17 protein-coding genes are annotated in these 16,342 nt (G+C 34.2%); 10 read left to right on the forward strand and 7 right to left on the reverse strand.

Annotated features, from left to right (window positions below; translation table 11 throughout):
- From Q0972_RS00480 to Q0972_RS00525, 10 genes are all read left to right on the forward strand, one after another.
- A partial coding sequence (locus Q0972_RS00480; protein WP_299361211.1) for an RHS repeat-associated core domain-containing protein occupies positions 1-1,267 on the forward strand: 1,267 nt, incomplete at its 5' end.
- 3 nt (positions 1,268-1,270) lie between these two features.
- A complete protein-coding gene (locus Q0972_RS00485; protein WP_299361213.1) occupies positions 1,271-1,657 on the forward strand; it encodes a hypothetical protein in 387 nt (128 codons plus the stop codon).
- A 119-nt stretch (positions 1,658-1,776) separates the two neighbouring features.
- Entirely contained in the window at positions 1,777-2,853 is a 1,077-nt protein-coding gene (locus Q0972_RS00490; protein WP_299361215.1) for an RHS repeat-associated core domain-containing protein, read from the forward strand.
- 10 nt (positions 2,854-2,863) lie between these two features.
- Positions 2,864-3,424, forward strand: coding sequence for a hypothetical protein (locus Q0972_RS00495; RefSeq protein WP_299361218.1), 561 nt, complete (start codon positions 2,864-2,866; stop codon positions 3,422-3,424).
- A 55-nt stretch (positions 3,425-3,479) separates the two neighbouring features.
- Positions 3,480-4,592, forward strand: coding sequence for an RHS repeat-associated core domain-containing protein (locus tag Q0972_RS00500; protein WP_299361220.1), 1,113 nt, complete (start codon positions 3,480-3,482; stop codon positions 4,590-4,592).
- Between the two features lie 3 nt (positions 4,593-4,595).
- On the forward strand, positions 4,596-5,168 hold the full coding sequence (locus Q0972_RS00505) for a hypothetical protein (RefSeq protein ID WP_299361222.1): 573 nt from the start codon (positions 4,596-4,598) through the stop codon (positions 5,166-5,168).
- Positions 5,169-5,212: 44 nt separating this feature from the next.
- The gene (locus Q0972_RS00510; RefSeq protein ID WP_299361224.1) at positions 5,213-6,337 is read left to right on the forward strand and encodes an RHS repeat-associated core domain-containing protein; all 1,125 of its coding nucleotides are present in this window, start codon (positions 5,213-5,215) and stop codon (positions 6,335-6,337) included.
- A 337-nt stretch (positions 6,338-6,674) separates the two neighbouring features.
- Positions 6,675-7,394 carry a hypothetical protein gene (locus Q0972_RS00515; RefSeq protein WP_299361227.1) on the forward strand — a complete coding sequence of 240 codons (720 nt, stop codon included), beginning with the start codon at positions 6,675-6,677 and terminating at the stop codon, positions 7,392-7,394.
- 66 nt (positions 7,395-7,460) lie between these two features.
- Complete coding sequence (locus Q0972_RS00520) at positions 7,461-8,744, forward strand: RHS repeat-associated core domain-containing protein (protein ID WP_299361229.1); 1,284 nt, start codon at positions 7,461-7,463, stop codon at positions 8,742-8,744.
- Positions 8,704-9,375, forward strand: coding sequence for a CPBP family intramembrane glutamic endopeptidase (locus tag Q0972_RS00525; protein ID WP_299361230.1), 672 nt, complete (start codon positions 8,704-8,706; stop codon positions 9,373-9,375). Before Q0972_RS00520 ends, Q0972_RS00525 begins: the two co-directional genes overlap by 41 nt.
- 444 nt (positions 9,376-9,819) lie before the next feature.
- On the opposite strand, the gene Q0972_RS00530 is transcribed toward Q0972_RS00525, so the two are convergent.
- The 7 genes from Q0972_RS00530 to Q0972_RS00560 all read right to left on the reverse strand — a co-directional run bounded on the left by Q0972_RS00530 (position 9,820) and on the right by Q0972_RS00560 (position 16,338).
- The gene (locus tag Q0972_RS00530) at positions 9,820-10,809 is read right to left on the reverse strand and encodes an alpha/beta hydrolase (protein WP_299361232.1); all 990 of its coding nucleotides are present in this window, start codon (positions 10,807-10,809) and stop codon (positions 9,820-9,822) included.
- 170 nt (positions 10,810-10,979) lie between these two features.
- Positions 10,980-11,639 carry a hypothetical protein gene (locus tag Q0972_RS00535; RefSeq protein WP_299361234.1) on the reverse strand — a complete coding sequence of 220 codons (660 nt, stop codon included), beginning with the start codon at positions 11,637-11,639 and terminating at the stop codon, positions 10,980-10,982.
- A gap of 332 nt (positions 11,640-11,971) precedes the next feature.
- Entirely contained in the window at positions 11,972-12,244 is a 273-nt protein-coding gene (locus Q0972_RS00540; protein ID WP_299361236.1) for a hypothetical protein, read from the reverse strand.
- A 124-nt stretch (positions 12,245-12,368) separates the two neighbouring features.
- Positions 12,369-12,617, reverse strand: a complete 249-nt coding sequence (locus tag Q0972_RS00545; RefSeq protein ID WP_299361238.1) for a hypothetical protein — start codon at positions 12,615-12,617, stop codon at positions 12,369-12,371.
- Positions 12,618-12,786: 169 nt separating this feature from the next.
- Positions 12,787-14,175, reverse strand: a complete 1,389-nt coding sequence (locus Q0972_RS00550) for a DUF5723 family protein (RefSeq protein WP_299361240.1) — start codon at positions 14,173-14,175, stop codon at positions 12,787-12,789.
- A gap of 32 nt (positions 14,176-14,207) precedes the next feature.
- A complete protein-coding gene (locus Q0972_RS00555) occupies positions 14,208-14,720 on the reverse strand; it encodes a hypothetical protein (protein WP_299361242.1) in 513 nt (170 codons plus the stop codon).
- A gap of 115 nt (positions 14,721-14,835) precedes the next feature.
- Positions 14,836-16,338 (reverse strand): TrkH family potassium uptake protein, encoded by a 1,503-nt coding sequence (locus Q0972_RS00560; protein ID WP_299361244.1) that lies wholly within the window; start codon positions 16,336-16,338, stop codon positions 14,836-14,838.
- Positions 16,339-16,342 lie beyond the last annotated feature (4 nt).

Here is a 16,342-nt window from a genome sequence, read left to right on the forward strand (position 1 = left end):
AAGATCGGGGAGCTATGGCCATGACGGCCAGTTTTGGATGGGTGCAGAAGTAGGTTTGGGATTGCAGATGTTTAGCCATCCCGAGGGCTATGTAGAGCGTAACGGCTCGGAATACGATTATGTTTACCAATATAAGGACCACTTGGGTAACATTAGGTTGACCTACATGGATAATAATGGTAGCCTGGATATTATTGAGGAGCATAACTACTATCCCTTTGGCGGGCTTCATAAAGGTTACAACGATGTCGTGTCGGCAAACGTTAATAGTGTTGCGCAGAAATATGGTTTTAATGGACAGCCTTACGAGGAATCTTTGGGGTTAAATGTACAAGAGATGACATTTAGGCATTATGAGCCTAATTTAGGTAGATTTTTTGGTATTGATCCAGCTGCGGAAATGGCTCATAACTGGACACCTTATCGCTTTGGGTTCAATAACCCTATATTATTTAGTGACCCAACGGGTTTATGGGAAAGGACTGCTGATGGAAGTTGGACTACTAATGACACTAAGGATATTGAGAGATTTATGAATATGTTGGGATTTGAAGAGTTAAACAATGGAGAGAAAGCTTCAATTGCTCAGATTGACATATTCATTTCTGAAGAATTTAACGGAACTGGCGGAAGGCTAAGTGATGGTAGTATATTGCTAGATGAGGAGACAATAGTCACTGGTAGAAATGGAAATTCTAATGGTTTTAGCGCTAGGCAAGCAAACAACATTAAAGGTCAAGTAGAGAATTATGGTTCTAATCCTTGGAATGAAAAATCTGCATTCTACTCTGATTTATTTTATTCATATAAATACTTTAGAGAAAGAAGTTGGCATCAAAATGGAAGTTCGTTTCCTGGTGTGAAATTAGGGTTTTTTGCTGGTAAATATGCTCAAAATCTTTTGTATAATCCAGGTAACTGGTGGTTTTCGACTAAAACGAAAAAGTTCTATGATTGGAAGTTTAATGGAAATGGGTATACGGGAGGACGAGATGGTTATATCGGAAAGTTATCTAAAAAATATAGTAGTATAGCAGGTAATGCAGGTAAATTAGTAGGCGTATATGGTCTTTATAGTACATATGGAGAGTATGCCGAAGGTAATCTTACAGCCCTTGGTGCCAGCTATATTGGAGGTGTAGATGGTGGAGCTATTGCAAGTAAAAATATTTATGTTGCAGGATGGTCACTGGGTACTGGAATAGGTAAATCAATAGTTGAAAGCAATTTGTATTTCAATACTTTTCAAAATGCAGCAAATTGGTAAATTATGATTTATAAAAGATTCTTTTGGTTTTTATATTCATATTACAAAAAGGGTAATGTGGATATGTTATTCTCATCAGTATGTGCCATAGTTGGATTACAGGTTTTAAATCTCATATTCATACAAGGTTTTATCTTTTTTCATTTAATGAATAGACGAGATTTATCATTTACACCGATTCTTGGAGGAGTTATTATTACACTATTGCTCATAATAAATTATTTGTATTTTAAATCTTGTGATATAAAAGCTATAGAAAATGACTATAATGGTTTAAGTAAAGAAGAGAAAAGAGCACATTCTATTTTTTACTTCTTGTATATTGCTATTTCAATAATTCTAGCGGTATTAATGGCAGTATCGATAAAAAACAATTTTAAATGGGTATAGAAGGTAGTGTTGTAAAAAAGGGCATGGACTAAAACACTATTTTAAATAATTGAAAATCCCGTGGGCTATGAGGAAAAAACGGTGCAGATTATGGTTATGCCTATCAATATAAGGACCACTTGGGTAACGTACGACTTACATACGCGGATAGTGATAAAAATGGCTCTATCAATGCTAATACTGAGATAATCTCTGAGAAAAATTATTACCCTTTCGGCCTTTTGCAAAAGGGCTATAACAACATAATGAGCGCAAACGCCAACTCTGTAGCCGAAAAGTTTGGCTTTGGGAACAAAGAGTTTAACGATGAACTTGGACTGGATATGTACGATTACGGCGCAAGAATGTTAGATCCTGCTATAGCAAGATGGTTTAATATAGATGCTAAGGCAGAATTGTATTTTAATTCTACACCTTATAATTACGTTAGAAATTCACCTATCATGCGAATAGATCCTAACGGAAACTGGGATATTACTGTACATGTTGCTAAAAATAGAGAAGAAAACGGATATGGTGTAGCCGTAGTTACCAATAGGCATGGTAAAGAAATTTATAGATTTAAAGTTCGTGTTGAAGGTACTGGAGGTAGAGATAGAATGAAAACCAACGCAGATACCCCTTTAGGCTCTTATGATATTCCAAATAAAAATATGTGGATAAAAGCTAGCGCTTCTGGCGAAAAAAGAAAATCATATGGACCAAATGATAGGTTAATATTATCCCCGCTTTCAGGTGAAATCAAGGATAGTGGGAGAACCCTTATAAGAGTTCATGGAGGTAGACAAGAAGTTTATAATAAGGCAACAGGACTTTGGGAAAAAGTAAAGAATCCTAAACTAATAAAAACGCACGGCTGTCTAAGATGTTCAGATAATGATGTTTTAACATTAAAAACTTTGGTAGAGCGATTAATGGGAGATGACCCAGATGAATATGGAGGTGTTTTAAAAGTAATTGATGACTTAGATCAATTTAATTCAAGAGAGAATGAAATACAAGAAATTTTTAAGGGTTTGCTTGCAGACCAATATCCTAATGGTTTTCCAGTTTTTTCAGAAGCTATGATTTTGTCCGAATTAAGGGCTGAAGCAGAAAACATTTATGCTAAAAGGATGGAAATACTTCAGAAACATTTAGATAATGCTATTGAAGCATATGAAGATTATTTGAATGGTAAATCACAAAACTACTAATAAATTAAAAATGAAAATAATTTTAATAATATTTATGCTAATCAATACTTTTTCATGTATTGAGAAAGAAAAGAATGTCAAGTCTTCTGAAGACCAATATCAATGTAAAGTAGACATCGAACAAATTACTAATCAAGAATATTTAAGGAAGAAGTTAGTTGATTTTAATTCAGAAGAATCAGATTGTTTAGAAGCTCTATTTTCTTATAGTAAAGTTGCATTTAATGAAAAGGGGGAAAAGACACAAAACAATTATCTAAAAGCTGTAGAATTTATTTATAATAATTCGAATAGCTTATCATCTACTTTGATTCAAGGTTCAGTATTTAATGATATATTTTATGATAATATATATATTGTTACTAAATATTTATTTAATAATAAGGGAAGTTCTTTAGGTAAAGCTTTGCAACTAGGTATAGCATTGGATTTTGTTGTCTTTGAAGGAAAAGAAAGAGAGGAAAAATATAATGCATTGTATAAAAAGGTTACCAATGAAGTGAAAGATGAAAACCAAAGAAATTATATAGTTAAACTCTTAGATAGTATAGATAGAACTTTGTACGATTAAAACGCGTAATGAGATAGACCAAGGCCTACAAATACTCTCCCTACCCGAGGGCTATGTGCAGCGTAACGGCCCTGGTAGTTATAACTATGCCTATCAATACAAGGACCACTTGGGGAACATTAGGTTGACCTACATGGACAATAATGGCAGCTTGGATATTATCGAGGAACATAACTACTATCCCTTTGGCCTAAAGCATAAAGGGTATAATGACGTGGTGTCTGCTAATGTGAATAGTGTGGCGAATAGGTTCAAATATAATGGAAAAGAGTTGCAAGATGAGTTAGGATTAACCCTGTATCATTATGGGGCTCGTTTCTACGACCAGTTTACAGCAAGATTTATAAGTATTGACCCAATGTCAGAAGAGTTCCATTTTCAGTCACCTTATGTATATGCTGCAAATAACCCAGTTTACTTTGAAGAGAAAAATGGTGAATCACCTGACCCACCAGAAGTTCTTGCATCTGCTCAATCTTTTCTTGGAACAATGTACGAATGGGGTGGTAAAAATCCTGAAGATGATTTAGTGGGAACATATAACGATGCAACTGTCGGTGCAGCAAGTGTTAGCCCGGAAATACAAGGGCGAGGAACAACTAGAGGTGAATTGCAGCAAACTTCAAAAAATCTTAGAAGTTATTACTATGATGGGAAAGGCTCTACACAAGCAGTTTATGATAAATTTAATGTATCCAATGGCTCCTCTTTTGGAATTGACTGCTCTGGTTTAGCATCAGAAGCCTTTAATTCTGACACTGATAAATTAATGGGTGATTTAAGAGTTGGTACAGCTCATGACCAAAGACAACAATTCGCTGACGCTATGCAAGAAGGAACAGGGTTTTTACATGAAAATGCTAATTTAATTGGGATGGGAGACTTAGTGTTTTATGAAAATAGTGGAGGAAGAATTACTCATGTAATGGTAGCTACAGGTAAAGTTCAAAAAGATAAAGATGGGAATGTAACAAGATTTCAAATAATACATGCACCTCAAAGTGGAGGAAAAGTTGAATATGCTTGGAGAACATTTAGACAAGGGAGGCACTCAGTTGGTCATACTCATAGAAAAGGAGAAGAAAATAATACAACTAATGTCTGGACTTGGCTATCAAATTTTCTGAGCAATTTTGAAAATTTCACTGAAAACTATCAAAATGAATAATTTATGAAAACAAGAATCTTTATATTTTTATTATTATCCGTTTTTTCATGTAGAAACTTTAATGATAAAAACGATGAAAATAGTGTAACTAATAAATCAGCTATAGACGACAAAAAAGAAATTACTAATTGTAGTCGCCACAAAAGTCATTTTGACTCAATACCATATGAGGAGAAGTTAGACTTTAAAGTTTCTTTTGATATTATTAAATGTCAATTAACGAAAAAAATTAATCTGAATAAGTATAACTATGCGGAATTATTATCAAAATATAACTATAAGGAATATAGTATCTATTTATATAGATTAAACTGCATAGCAGGTGGAGGGTGCGGAGATTATCTTATGTCAGTTATTAATAGAAGTTTGGAAGTTACAGAATCAAAAATTATAGCAAGTGAAATTTCAGAGGGAGAGAATAACATTACAGTAACTAATTTTAAATTTAATAAAGGAAAATTTAGTTTTGAAATATCATCCGAGTATTATAGTGAAGAATTAGACGATTATGTGGAAAGCTCCAAGTCTGAAAGTTATTTAGTTACTGATTTAGGACAAATACAGACAAGCAACTAAAGTAGTTTAATTAAGAAGGTAAAGCTAAAAATCCCAAGGGTAATGTGGAAAAAAATGACTCGGAATACGACTATGTTTACCAATATAAGGACCATTTGGGGAACATTAGGTTGACCTACATGGACAATAATGGCAGCTTGGATATTATCGAGGAGCATAACTACTATCCCTTTGGGTTAGAGCATAAAGGGTATAATGACATGGTAAGTGCGAATGTGAACTCGGTGGCGAGCAGGTTTAAGTATAATGACAGAGAGTTTGAAGAAGCGTTAGGTCTGAATCTTAATGAAATGGACTTTAGGCAGTATGATAATGTATTAGGTAAATTTATGGCTGTTGACCCATTAGCTGAAAACTACCATAACTGGACACCTTATAGATTTGGGTTTAATAATCCAATTTTTTATTCTGATCCTCTAGGGTTGATTGAAGAAAGTGTTTTATTGGATGTATTTAATCGAAGTTCTCATGGAACGAAATGGTATAATGATGGATTCTCAGGTTTTTATACTAATGATGGTGGTTACGTTGGCTACATGAGTAATGACAGATCTTTTAACTCTTCACCTGAAAGTACTACAGTGTTGCCAGAAGTAACAGTGAAAAAAGATGATCCATTAAGTACGCAAGAGGCAGCTTGGCTAATTGAAATGAACATTTATAAGACTCATTATTATACTTATGAAACTATTGTAGGTCAAAGAAAACCACACAATATATGGGAAAGATGGTCATTTTCTGATAATTTTGTAGCAAATTTTTCATATAATGTAGCAAGTGATTTATTTCAAGTTGTACAAGTATTTGATTTTGATTTAATACCGAGTAGAACAAATCCTTTGACTGGCGGAAAAGCTTTTATTAATATTGATGGCTCTGCTAATTACAAACCTACAGAAGGTGTTGTCAGTACAGCTACCTTCGGGCTACCTTTTGGGACAGGAAGTAAGGCATATAGTTCAATTGCACCTAAAGGCCTGGGGTATTTGAAAAAATTCAATGCTGCACAATTTTCTAAACTTTTTAAAGGTAATCTAAGTCGCCTTAGTCCTAAAAACAGAGGTTTACTTAATCGTGGTTTAAATAAAGGAGTTGATGCATACAATAATCAAATTCCTAATGGGATGATAGTGTTAAAATCTATTTGGTTAGATAGTGATGAAGATTAAATTATGGAAGCAATATTTCAAATATTGATTGAGTCAATTTTGGTAAATTTTTTAGGATTGAATACTCGATATTATTTTTTTAAATTGATAGGAATGAAAAAATCAAAAAAAGACCTATCTCTAAAACCCCAAAAGCGAAGTAATAACTTCATTTCTCAATATATGCTAAATTTTGCGGTTGGTCTAATAGTTTTTTTAGGATTAGGTTTTGTAATTTCTTTACTTTTCTAAAAATTAAAAACTCAAAAAATGAAAAAGTATTTTTTTTATTTTATCGTTCTAGCATTAATAATTACCACTAGTAATGCTCAAGACATGGTTAAAGTAAACTATTATAATGAAGTTTATATCAAAGAAGCTGGAAACATTTATAATAATTTTAAAGAAGGTCTTTGGGTTTATTTTGGTGAAAATGGTGCATTTGATAGATATTCTTTTTTTTTCAGAAGGAATTGAAACTAAAAGTGATGACCTTAAAATTATCTATTATGAGAACAATAATCTTAAAGAAATTGGATTACTAAAACATGGTATGAAATCTGGTATATGGTTTAAGTTTAGACAAAATGAATCATTAGAATCGATTGAGAATTACGTTGATAATAATTTAAATGGTATTCGTAATGTGTTTTACCCTGACGGTCAGCTATTTATAACTGAATTTTATATTGAAGGAAAAAGAGATGGCGATTTCAAAGAATATCATTTTGGTGGATCATTGCATACTATTACTAGATTTGAAAAGGATGTATTAAAAGATGGCTTACAGACTTATTATTTTCCAAACGGAAATAAGAAAATTGTTCAAAATTATTTAAATGGAAAGTTTTATGGTGAATATTTAACTTTTTACCATTCAGGGAATATAAAAATTAAAGGACAATATAATTCAAAAGGCCTTAAGGAAGGAATTTGGTATGAGTATTATGAAAATGGAAATATAAAAGAGAAATATTCTGTGAGAGATGGCTTATGGCATGGGAAATATGAAGTTTTTGACGAAAAAGGAAAAATTATTAAATCAGAAATTTATAATAAAGACAAAAAGATTGGGTAGTGGATAACGGGTAATGTAGTAAAAAAGGTCATAGATTAAAATATGATTTTAAACAATTGAAAACCAATGGTTAGCGTAAAATCTAATTGTTACGCGGATAACATATCCGCGCTATCTGGATATAACCATCTCAATCTACCAACGCTAGTGGAGATCAATGGGCCCTTGTTTACCAGTGACGACGATAACGGTGTTATAGAATATGTGTACGATGCCACGGGCACAAAACTGGAGAAGAAGGTCTCCGAGTATTATTCCAAGAGCATCCGCAGTGTAGAATGCACCCGGTACGCAGGCCATTTTGTATATGTAAAAAGGGGAAACCTTCAGTCGCCCTTTAAACTCTCCTTCTTCAACCAGCCCGAAGGTTATGTAGAGCGTAACGGCTCGGAATACGATTATGTTTACCAATATAAGGACCACTTGGGTAACATTAGGTTGACCTATATGGACAATAATGGCAGCTTGGATATTATCGAGGAGCATAACTACTATCCTTTTGGCGGGCTTCATAAAGGTTACAACGATGTCGTGTCGGCAAACGTTAATAGTGTGGCGCAGAAGTTCAAGTATAATGGCAAGGAGTTAGAAGAATCTTTAGGTTATGGAATGTACGAATACGAAGCGAGACATTACGACCCTTGGACAGCAAGGTTCGTAACGATTGACCCATTGGCAGAAGACTATAATTTCCAGTCGACTTATGCGTATGCAATTAATAATCCAATATTCTTTATAGATAAACTTGGTATGGGGCCATGGATACCAAATGGTGATGGTACTTGGACTGCTGAAGCTGGAGATAGTGCATCAACCTTATCAAGAGATGCTGGAATTTCTTTTGAGAGAGCTAAAGAAATAATGGCCAGTACACCAAAAGAAAACTCATCTTTAGGAAACATGGGTACGTATATCGACACTAAAGATGGTGTGGAAAAATCAGCGGTTGATCCAGGAGATATAGTTGCAATACCCGAGCAAGTAGAGGAACATCAAGAAATCGCATCAATAATAGATAATAGTTCTTTTTCTGCTAAGGAAATGACTAAGGATATGGTACAAGCAACCGACAATGATGAGGCTAAAGAAGATATGGTTAATTGGGAGCCAGAGAAGCCAGATATTAGTTTGAAAGGTGTTGTTAAAGGGATGGGCGGCTCAGGCTTTTCTCCATTTAATTGCCCAATGTGTCCACCATCAAATGCTGGTCCTTCAGGTATAGGTTATAACACATATAGAATAATTCTCATTGAAACTCACAAAAGAGATCATGTACCGGTTTTAAAAAGAATACAAGATTCGATAAATAATGATAAAGCAACCAAAAGGGAAGAAGAAGAAAATGACTAAAAAGACAATTTTATACCTTTTAACCTTACTTTTATTCTATATTTTAGAATACGTTTTGGGCTTTTTTTTAACAAAAGGGTTTACTAACTTATTACTAAAAATAGAACCCAAAAATTATCTTTTAAATTTTAATATAAGTCTTATATTATCTAAGTTATTGATATTTTTTTTGGTACTATTTTTAATTTCAAAAATTAAGATTAAGAATTTAATTAGATATTCAAAAATTGACTATAAACTAGTAATCTTTAGTCTTGTTATAGGTTTAGGTTATTTTATAATAAATAGATATATTTTCGATGCAAATTTCAAGATGAATATTAAACCTGACGCATATAATAGTTCGTTGCTATATTTAAGTGGTGCAATAGTTATTGGACCTATATATGAAGAGGTTTTATATAGGGGAATTGGTTTTGAATTTTTAAAATCTACTGGCATATCGGATGCAGTAATAATAATTTTCACTTCTCTTGTATTTGGCTTGATTCATTTGCCAGATTTAGATGCGGTTTTTGGAACTTTTGCTTTAGGTCTGATTTGCTCAATTTGCTATTTAAAGACAAGAAATATCATTTACCCTATTTGTATACATGCATTTTATAACTTTCTTATGTTTAACATAATCTAGGTTGTTAGGGTAGTGTTTTAAAATAGGACACGACACCATATAAGAGCTTAAATAATTGAAAAACAGTAATTAACCGAAATGGCAGTCGCTGTTTTTCTTTGTTCATTGATATATTGGCAAAAGAGAAAATCCTTTAGAACCTGTAAAATAAGGGTTTGTAAAACCGTTATGTTTTAAATTAGGACATGGAGGTGAAAAGCGTTAGGGATGGCAGCGGCATCCCAAGACAGCATCGTCTGGGATACAGCGTACAGCCCGACTCTACGAAGTATTTACGTAGTAGGGGAACGCCCAAAAACAAAGGGCTATAACCATCTCAATCTACCAACGGTAGTGGAGATCAATAGATCCCGACCGCATGGATTTATTCATTAAACGCTATTGTTATAAATTGGAATTCATCCATTCCCTTCATTTAGATGGAATCCGTGTAATCTAAGGGTGTCATTTTTCCTTTAATAATATTTTTATAGCATCGACAATTACATCAGGTTCATCAACATGTATATAATGCCCACTATTAGATGCAACGATATGAGTGCTATTAGACGATAACCCTAGTAATAACTTCTGTAGATTTTGAGAATGTTCTATCAATTCATCAGTACTCCAATTATCGTCCCCTTCGGGGTTATCTTTATTGTCAGCGGAAATAACAATTAATGGAATATCTCCAAGATTGTAGTTGTCATAATTAGAATACATTCGTTGAAATATTTCCGCTTCATATGTGTTTCCCTGCCCTTTAACATAGGTCCAAGGCCTTTCATTGTAAATCCAATGAAATAGTTTTTTATCGCTTTCAGAGAATTTATTTAACATATCCCCAAAATCCCTTTTTGGCTGAAACGATTTAACTTCGGGGATTGAGCTTAACGGTGTTTTTTTAACTTCTGGAATAGTATCATTTGCTGTTAATCTCATTTTTTTCCACTCCATTTTCTTAGCGGACTTATTGTAAATTTTTAATACTATATCTGGGTGAGTTGCATCGACCAATACTACACCTGAAACATCATCCTTATATTCTGAAGCAAACAAATTAGCCAGTATCCCGCCTAAGGAATGCCCAACAACTATGTACGGTGGTTTTAATCCTGCCATTTTTAAGGCCTGGTGGCTATCAAAAACTTGTTGGTCTAACGACATTCCATAACCATGATCACTCCATCCTTCACCTGCATGATCAATGGCCACAGCAGTAGCAAAACTCCCTACCTTAGGTAATACGAGATTCCAAATCAATGCGATATCTCCGGCACCATGAAAGAAGACAACGGTCGGACCAGATGTATCTTCTCCCTGTACAATTAAGTGAATGTTGTAACCTCCAATATCAACAAGCTTCCCTGGGGCTGGGTATTGTTTTTCTTGAGAAAAACAATTAATGGCTACAAATAATACAATAAGTGTAATTATTTTTTTCGTTTTCATTTGCCCTGTTCAAAGTTGATAATTCTTTTATTTATCAATATGGTGTTTATGTTACCTGTAATAGATTGAATTCGTAAAGCACTTTATCCAAATATAAAAAATAATCTATAAGATAATAGTAAACTTTTAGGCCTTAAACGAATCATCTTATCCATTTTAATATTACATCATTAGATAAACCCTTTTTGTCTAGCGCTAGCTAATAATTGTTGGTCATTTCCTTTAAAAATACCAAATACGTCTTTCAACTTGCGTTTTCTGTTTTCTACAGCACTTTTAGATAAATGAACCAGATGGGGTAATTCTGTTGTTTTTTTACCCAACGAAAGGTAGTGAAGGATTGCTTTATCTACCTTATCAATTTGAATGCCGCTAGCAATACTATTTCTTAAATATTGTAATACTGTTTTACTGTAATATGGTGAAGCATTAAGTACTGTTTTTATAGCATTGACCAATTCAGAATAATCGACATCACTTCTTATGATAAGACTCTCTGGATTAATTGTATTTAAAAGGGTATGGATTTGAATGCTACATGTGCTTGACGAAAACAAAATAAGCTTCACGTCTGGAAATTGAACTTTTAATTTTGAAATAATATCTTCTATGTATAATAATTTCTTATTTCTATACAATGGAATTCCAATGTTAATTAATGCCAGTTCCATAACTACACTATTATTGATTATTTCTAAAGTTTCGTCACCGGATCTCGAAGTTTTTATCTGATATGAACCCTCATGATAAAGTGATCTAATCGCATTTTTTAGAATATCAATAATTAAAAGTTCATTTTCAACAATAAGGATATTCGTGGGTTTTAACATGTATTAATAGTTTGAATGATTGGTGTGTCCGTTTATAAAAGGATGCCATTTTTAAAAAAAGGTTGCGTACCATTATAGTTGAAACTCAAATTTAGAGGTTCTATTAGATAGTGTTTTTAATTGGCACTTTTTAAAACGGAAACCATCACACATCTGAGTACATAAACTTCCAAATAAGAAGTTCCACTCTTGCAAAGGCTCGAAGTTTCGTTAAAAAATAAAAGGCCATAACACCAGATAGGTATGTTATAGCCTTTCTATGACGATGCCAAAAGCATCCAAATCAAATGTTTTGTTCTTATCTATAGGTCAACAACTCAATAATGCCATCGCTAGAGTAAAAAAAAAGCGTATACCAAACCTAAAAACAGAAGAATTGTAACTACTATTATTTTGGTCATTCTTATCCTATGCTCTTCCTTTAAGCGCTTGGCTAAGGCTTTTAGTTCCTTAGTTGTTGCTTTAGGCAGGTTGTATTCCGTCTTTGTATTAGAATCATAACCACCCAGCCTATTTCTTAGACCAAGTCTATCTTTTACTTTCTTACGATTAGACAATAAATTCAAATTATTTCTAATACTGGTCATCATTGAACTGGCGCTCATAACTTTAAAGTGTTTATTGAAAAATGAAAATAAAATCCAAGGCAACATAAATTTACATTGCGAATTGTATAAAAGACACTTTTAGAGTACCAGTTAAAAGTTCAGAAAATCTAGCCTTTCTCTTTTAGAATATGATAATTAAGGCTATGGCAAATACAGACAGTTTTAGGATAGCAGCTGTATGGTTAATTCTATTGAATTGTGAAGATTTAATACGTTGTCTAATTCCAAATACAGAGGTTGGTCTCGGTGCACTAAAATTTTGTTTCACAATTGATTTGTAATTAGAATTCAACAGTCCATTGGTGGTATAATGAGACACCGTCTCGGGTTCTGGTAAAGCTTCTAATTCTTGATTTAATACTAATTCCATGATGGTTAATTTTTAATTGGTTACGCTAATATGACGCAGCACAATAAAAAATGTTACACGCTGTGTTACAACTATAGCGTACGATTGAAGACATTAACCTTAAAAAACACCAGTAAAAATATAGGCTGGCTAAATTTTAAAAAATCCAAAAAAAATTTAAACTAGGAGGTCATTGACCACTTCCAAACACCAAATTAAGACCAAATTGTATCGAATTACTTTGTGATCTTGCCAAATTTTGATACTCTAATACATTATCGGCTAGGACATATAGATTTAAGGGTCCCAAATCTGCCGAAATACCTAACCCAACATTAGTAAATGAAAATGAATCTATCGTATAGGTGGCTTTAAACTGCAACCCCTCAAAAAGACGTCGGTAATAAAATGCCGTTAATGCCAACTGTGGTGCCCTAGGTCGGCGTACAGCAAATAATTGTGCTCCAACAGCATTTAAATAACCACTATCCTCAGCAAGACAATTGCAGTCTTTGGAAATTCGCTCACCAAAGCTGTAGCGTACGGCCGCATTAAACTTGGTGGGACGCCAAGTGGTATATTTGGTCGCTGTGGTATCTATTTCAAACAACTCTTCAAAATTATCGGCCACCTCGTTCCAGTAATCTTCTGCAGTTTGCCCATTTGGTACTTCAGGGAATAACGGATTAATCCCCTCGTAGACATAGCTTCCGTTAACAGCATAGTTATCTAAATCTTTGGAATGTCTTATAAAACCTACATCCAACAAACTGGCTTCGATAGTCCATTGATCTGTGGGGAAGTACGTAAAACCAAAGTCTAAGCCCAAACCTAGATTACCTCCAAAAAGTAAGCGTCTGCGAAGCGTTCTTATATCATCTGAAACCTCGGAATTATCATCTTCTGCAAGACTTCTAATGCCAGATGTATTGTACGTAAAATCTAGATTAAATGTATGAATCAATAAATTGTTTTGTCCTTCTTGTGTTAAAAAAGAACCTCTATTATTGGTAGAGTTTATATTAAAAACACTAGAATAAATCTTACCCCTTGCTCCTATCGTAAACTTGTCGTTAACCTTTTTGGTGAGACCAACATGGAATACAGAAACCATTTCTCCACTTAAGTTAAAGTCGCTAACATCGAACACACGCCCAATGTTAGTGGCATTGCCTTCATAAGCTAAAATGGCATAATCCTTAGGATGATAAGCAATAACATCCGTTTCAAGATACATCCCAAAGGACAAATACCTATCTTTTTCTATACCTCTACCAAATGCAAACCCACCACTAAAGATATCGAGTTGTTGGGTTGCCGTGAAAAAATCGCTTCGGTCCAACTGAAATATAACGCTTTGCAACTTATCATTAAAATCTCTACCGTCATCTGCAAAAAGATCGAAAGTACTTATCCCTGAAGATCCAAAGTTAAAATGAAAATGAGAGAGTAACGGAACACCGACAAACCAATCATTGTCTAAAGTCGTGCTCGGATTAATCAAAACCGATTGCGGAATATCATTAAACCCAAATAGAAGCTGTTTATTCTGAGAGAATAAGTGCTTTACTGTTAGCATCAGGATTACAATAACTAACCTTTTGCTAAACATTACACTGGTATATTGAGATAAAAGAAGCCTTTAGACCTAAGGGTTATGTTCCCTGTAGAGTTTTCATCAAGGATCGAACCATCCATACTGGGATAGAGTCTTAATGTAATAACCATCTTTACAGTCAATTTAAGGGCTTCTTGGCTGTCACCCTCAAAGACATGAGTGCTTTCGGTAACGACCTCGCTACCGTCATTTGAAGGCTGGGCATCAAAAGATAATGTATGAAGAAGTTCGTCAGAATTGCTTAAAAAATCAACTTGTAAGCCAAATGTACGATTAATGGTGTTTGTAGCTTCAAAGATTAATTCTGTTCGAACTAAATTATCGATGACAAATTCTTCGGTAAATATCTCAATATTGGCAATAGTGTCACTCACCTGTTCCAATTCTATTCCATTTTCGGAAAAGCGAGAGGCTTCGACATCTGTATAAACCACACTTGAGGCAACAACGGGAGTGAGCGTTAGATCTTCGGCTTGGTCAAAGTCTACATCTTCTACACAAGACATAATGGTTAAGACAAAAATGAAAAAACAGAGTCTATTTTTTGACTTACTTTTCAACATGCGTTTGGGTATTATTACATGCTAAAATAACGTATTAAACCAAGAACATATTGCAAAACTATCGATTTCTCCAGAAGAATGGTGTTAACAAAATTAAAACCGTAAAAAGCTCAAGCCTACCCAATAACATCATAAATGATGCCCACCATTTCCCTAAAGCTGGTAGTGCAGCATAGTTATTTACAGGCCCAAAATCTCCTAATGCTGGCCCAACGTTTCCTAAACTTGAGGCCGAAAGACCTATCGCGGAAGTAAAATCGATCTGAAACATAGAGAATACTAGTGCTCCTATAATAAAGGATAACATATAGAGTATAAAAAAGCCTAAGACATTAAACACAATATCCTTAGAAACCGATTTGGTATTATATCTAACGGGTAAAATGGCATTGGGATGCAAGGATCTCTTAAACTCTAGAAAACCATTTTTGATGAGAATAAGATGCCTTACCACTTTTACACCACCAGATGTACTCCCTGCAGAACCACCTAAGAACATGAGCCCAAAAAAGAAAACCGTTAAAAATGGTGTCCACATGGTATAATCTGCCGTAACAAAACCTGTGGTAGTAACTATAGCCAATACTTGGAACAAGCCATGTCTAACAGCACTTTCCCCTTCGCCTAAAACCATTGGGTGAGTCACAGAAGATTGCGATACATCTGCCCTAAAGTATATTAAAAGTGCGGCAACAATAGTAAATGCAGTAATAAACTTAAAATAAAGCTTAAACTCATCATCCTTTACAATCTTAGTAACATTACCTTTAAACAAATAATAACTTAGTACAAAATTGGTCCCTGCCAAAAACATAAAGAACATAATGATATACTGAACTGCCGGGTTGTCATTCCAATATGCGATGCTAGCATTCTTGGTTGAAAAACCCCCTGTCGATAAAGTGCTTAAAGCATGATTTATGGCATCAAAAAAAGACATGCCTGCTACTTGTAGCAAAATGGTCTCTGCTATAGTATAACCAAAATAAATAAGCCATAAACGCTTTGCCGTATCGGTAATTCTTGGATGTAATTTATCGCCTCCTGGACCTGGAGCCTCTGCCGCAAACAACTGCATACCACCTACTCCTAGTAATGGAAGAATTGCTATGGCCAAGACTATAATTCCCATTCCACCAATCCAATGTGTCATACTCCTCCAAAACAAAACGCCTTCTGGGAGTATTTCTATATCATTAAGAATACTAGCTCCTGTAGTAGTATATCCAGACATCGTCTCAAAAAATGCCTCGGTAAACGATGGTATCGTTTCGGTAGCTAAATATGGAAGGGTTCCCGTGAGTGACATAACAATCCAGCCAAAAGCTACAACAATATAGCCTTCTCGCTTGTTCATTTCCTTACGATGCTTTTTAGTGCCATACATCGCCACTGCTCCCATAAGCAATGTTGCCATACTTGCCAAAAACAAATTAAAGGTGACTCCATCCTTATAGATCAAACTAATTAAAGTTGCAAGTAGCATAAAGCCTCCGTTGAATAGCAACAGTAATCCAAAAAAATGGAAAATGATCTTATAATTGAGATGTATTCGGGACATAATA

Origin of the sequence: Winogradskyella sp. (assembly GCF_028282165.1) — a bacterium.
In the GTDB taxonomy this organism is placed as follows: domain Bacteria; phylum Bacteroidota; class Bacteroidia; order Flavobacteriales; family Flavobacteriaceae; genus Winogradskyella.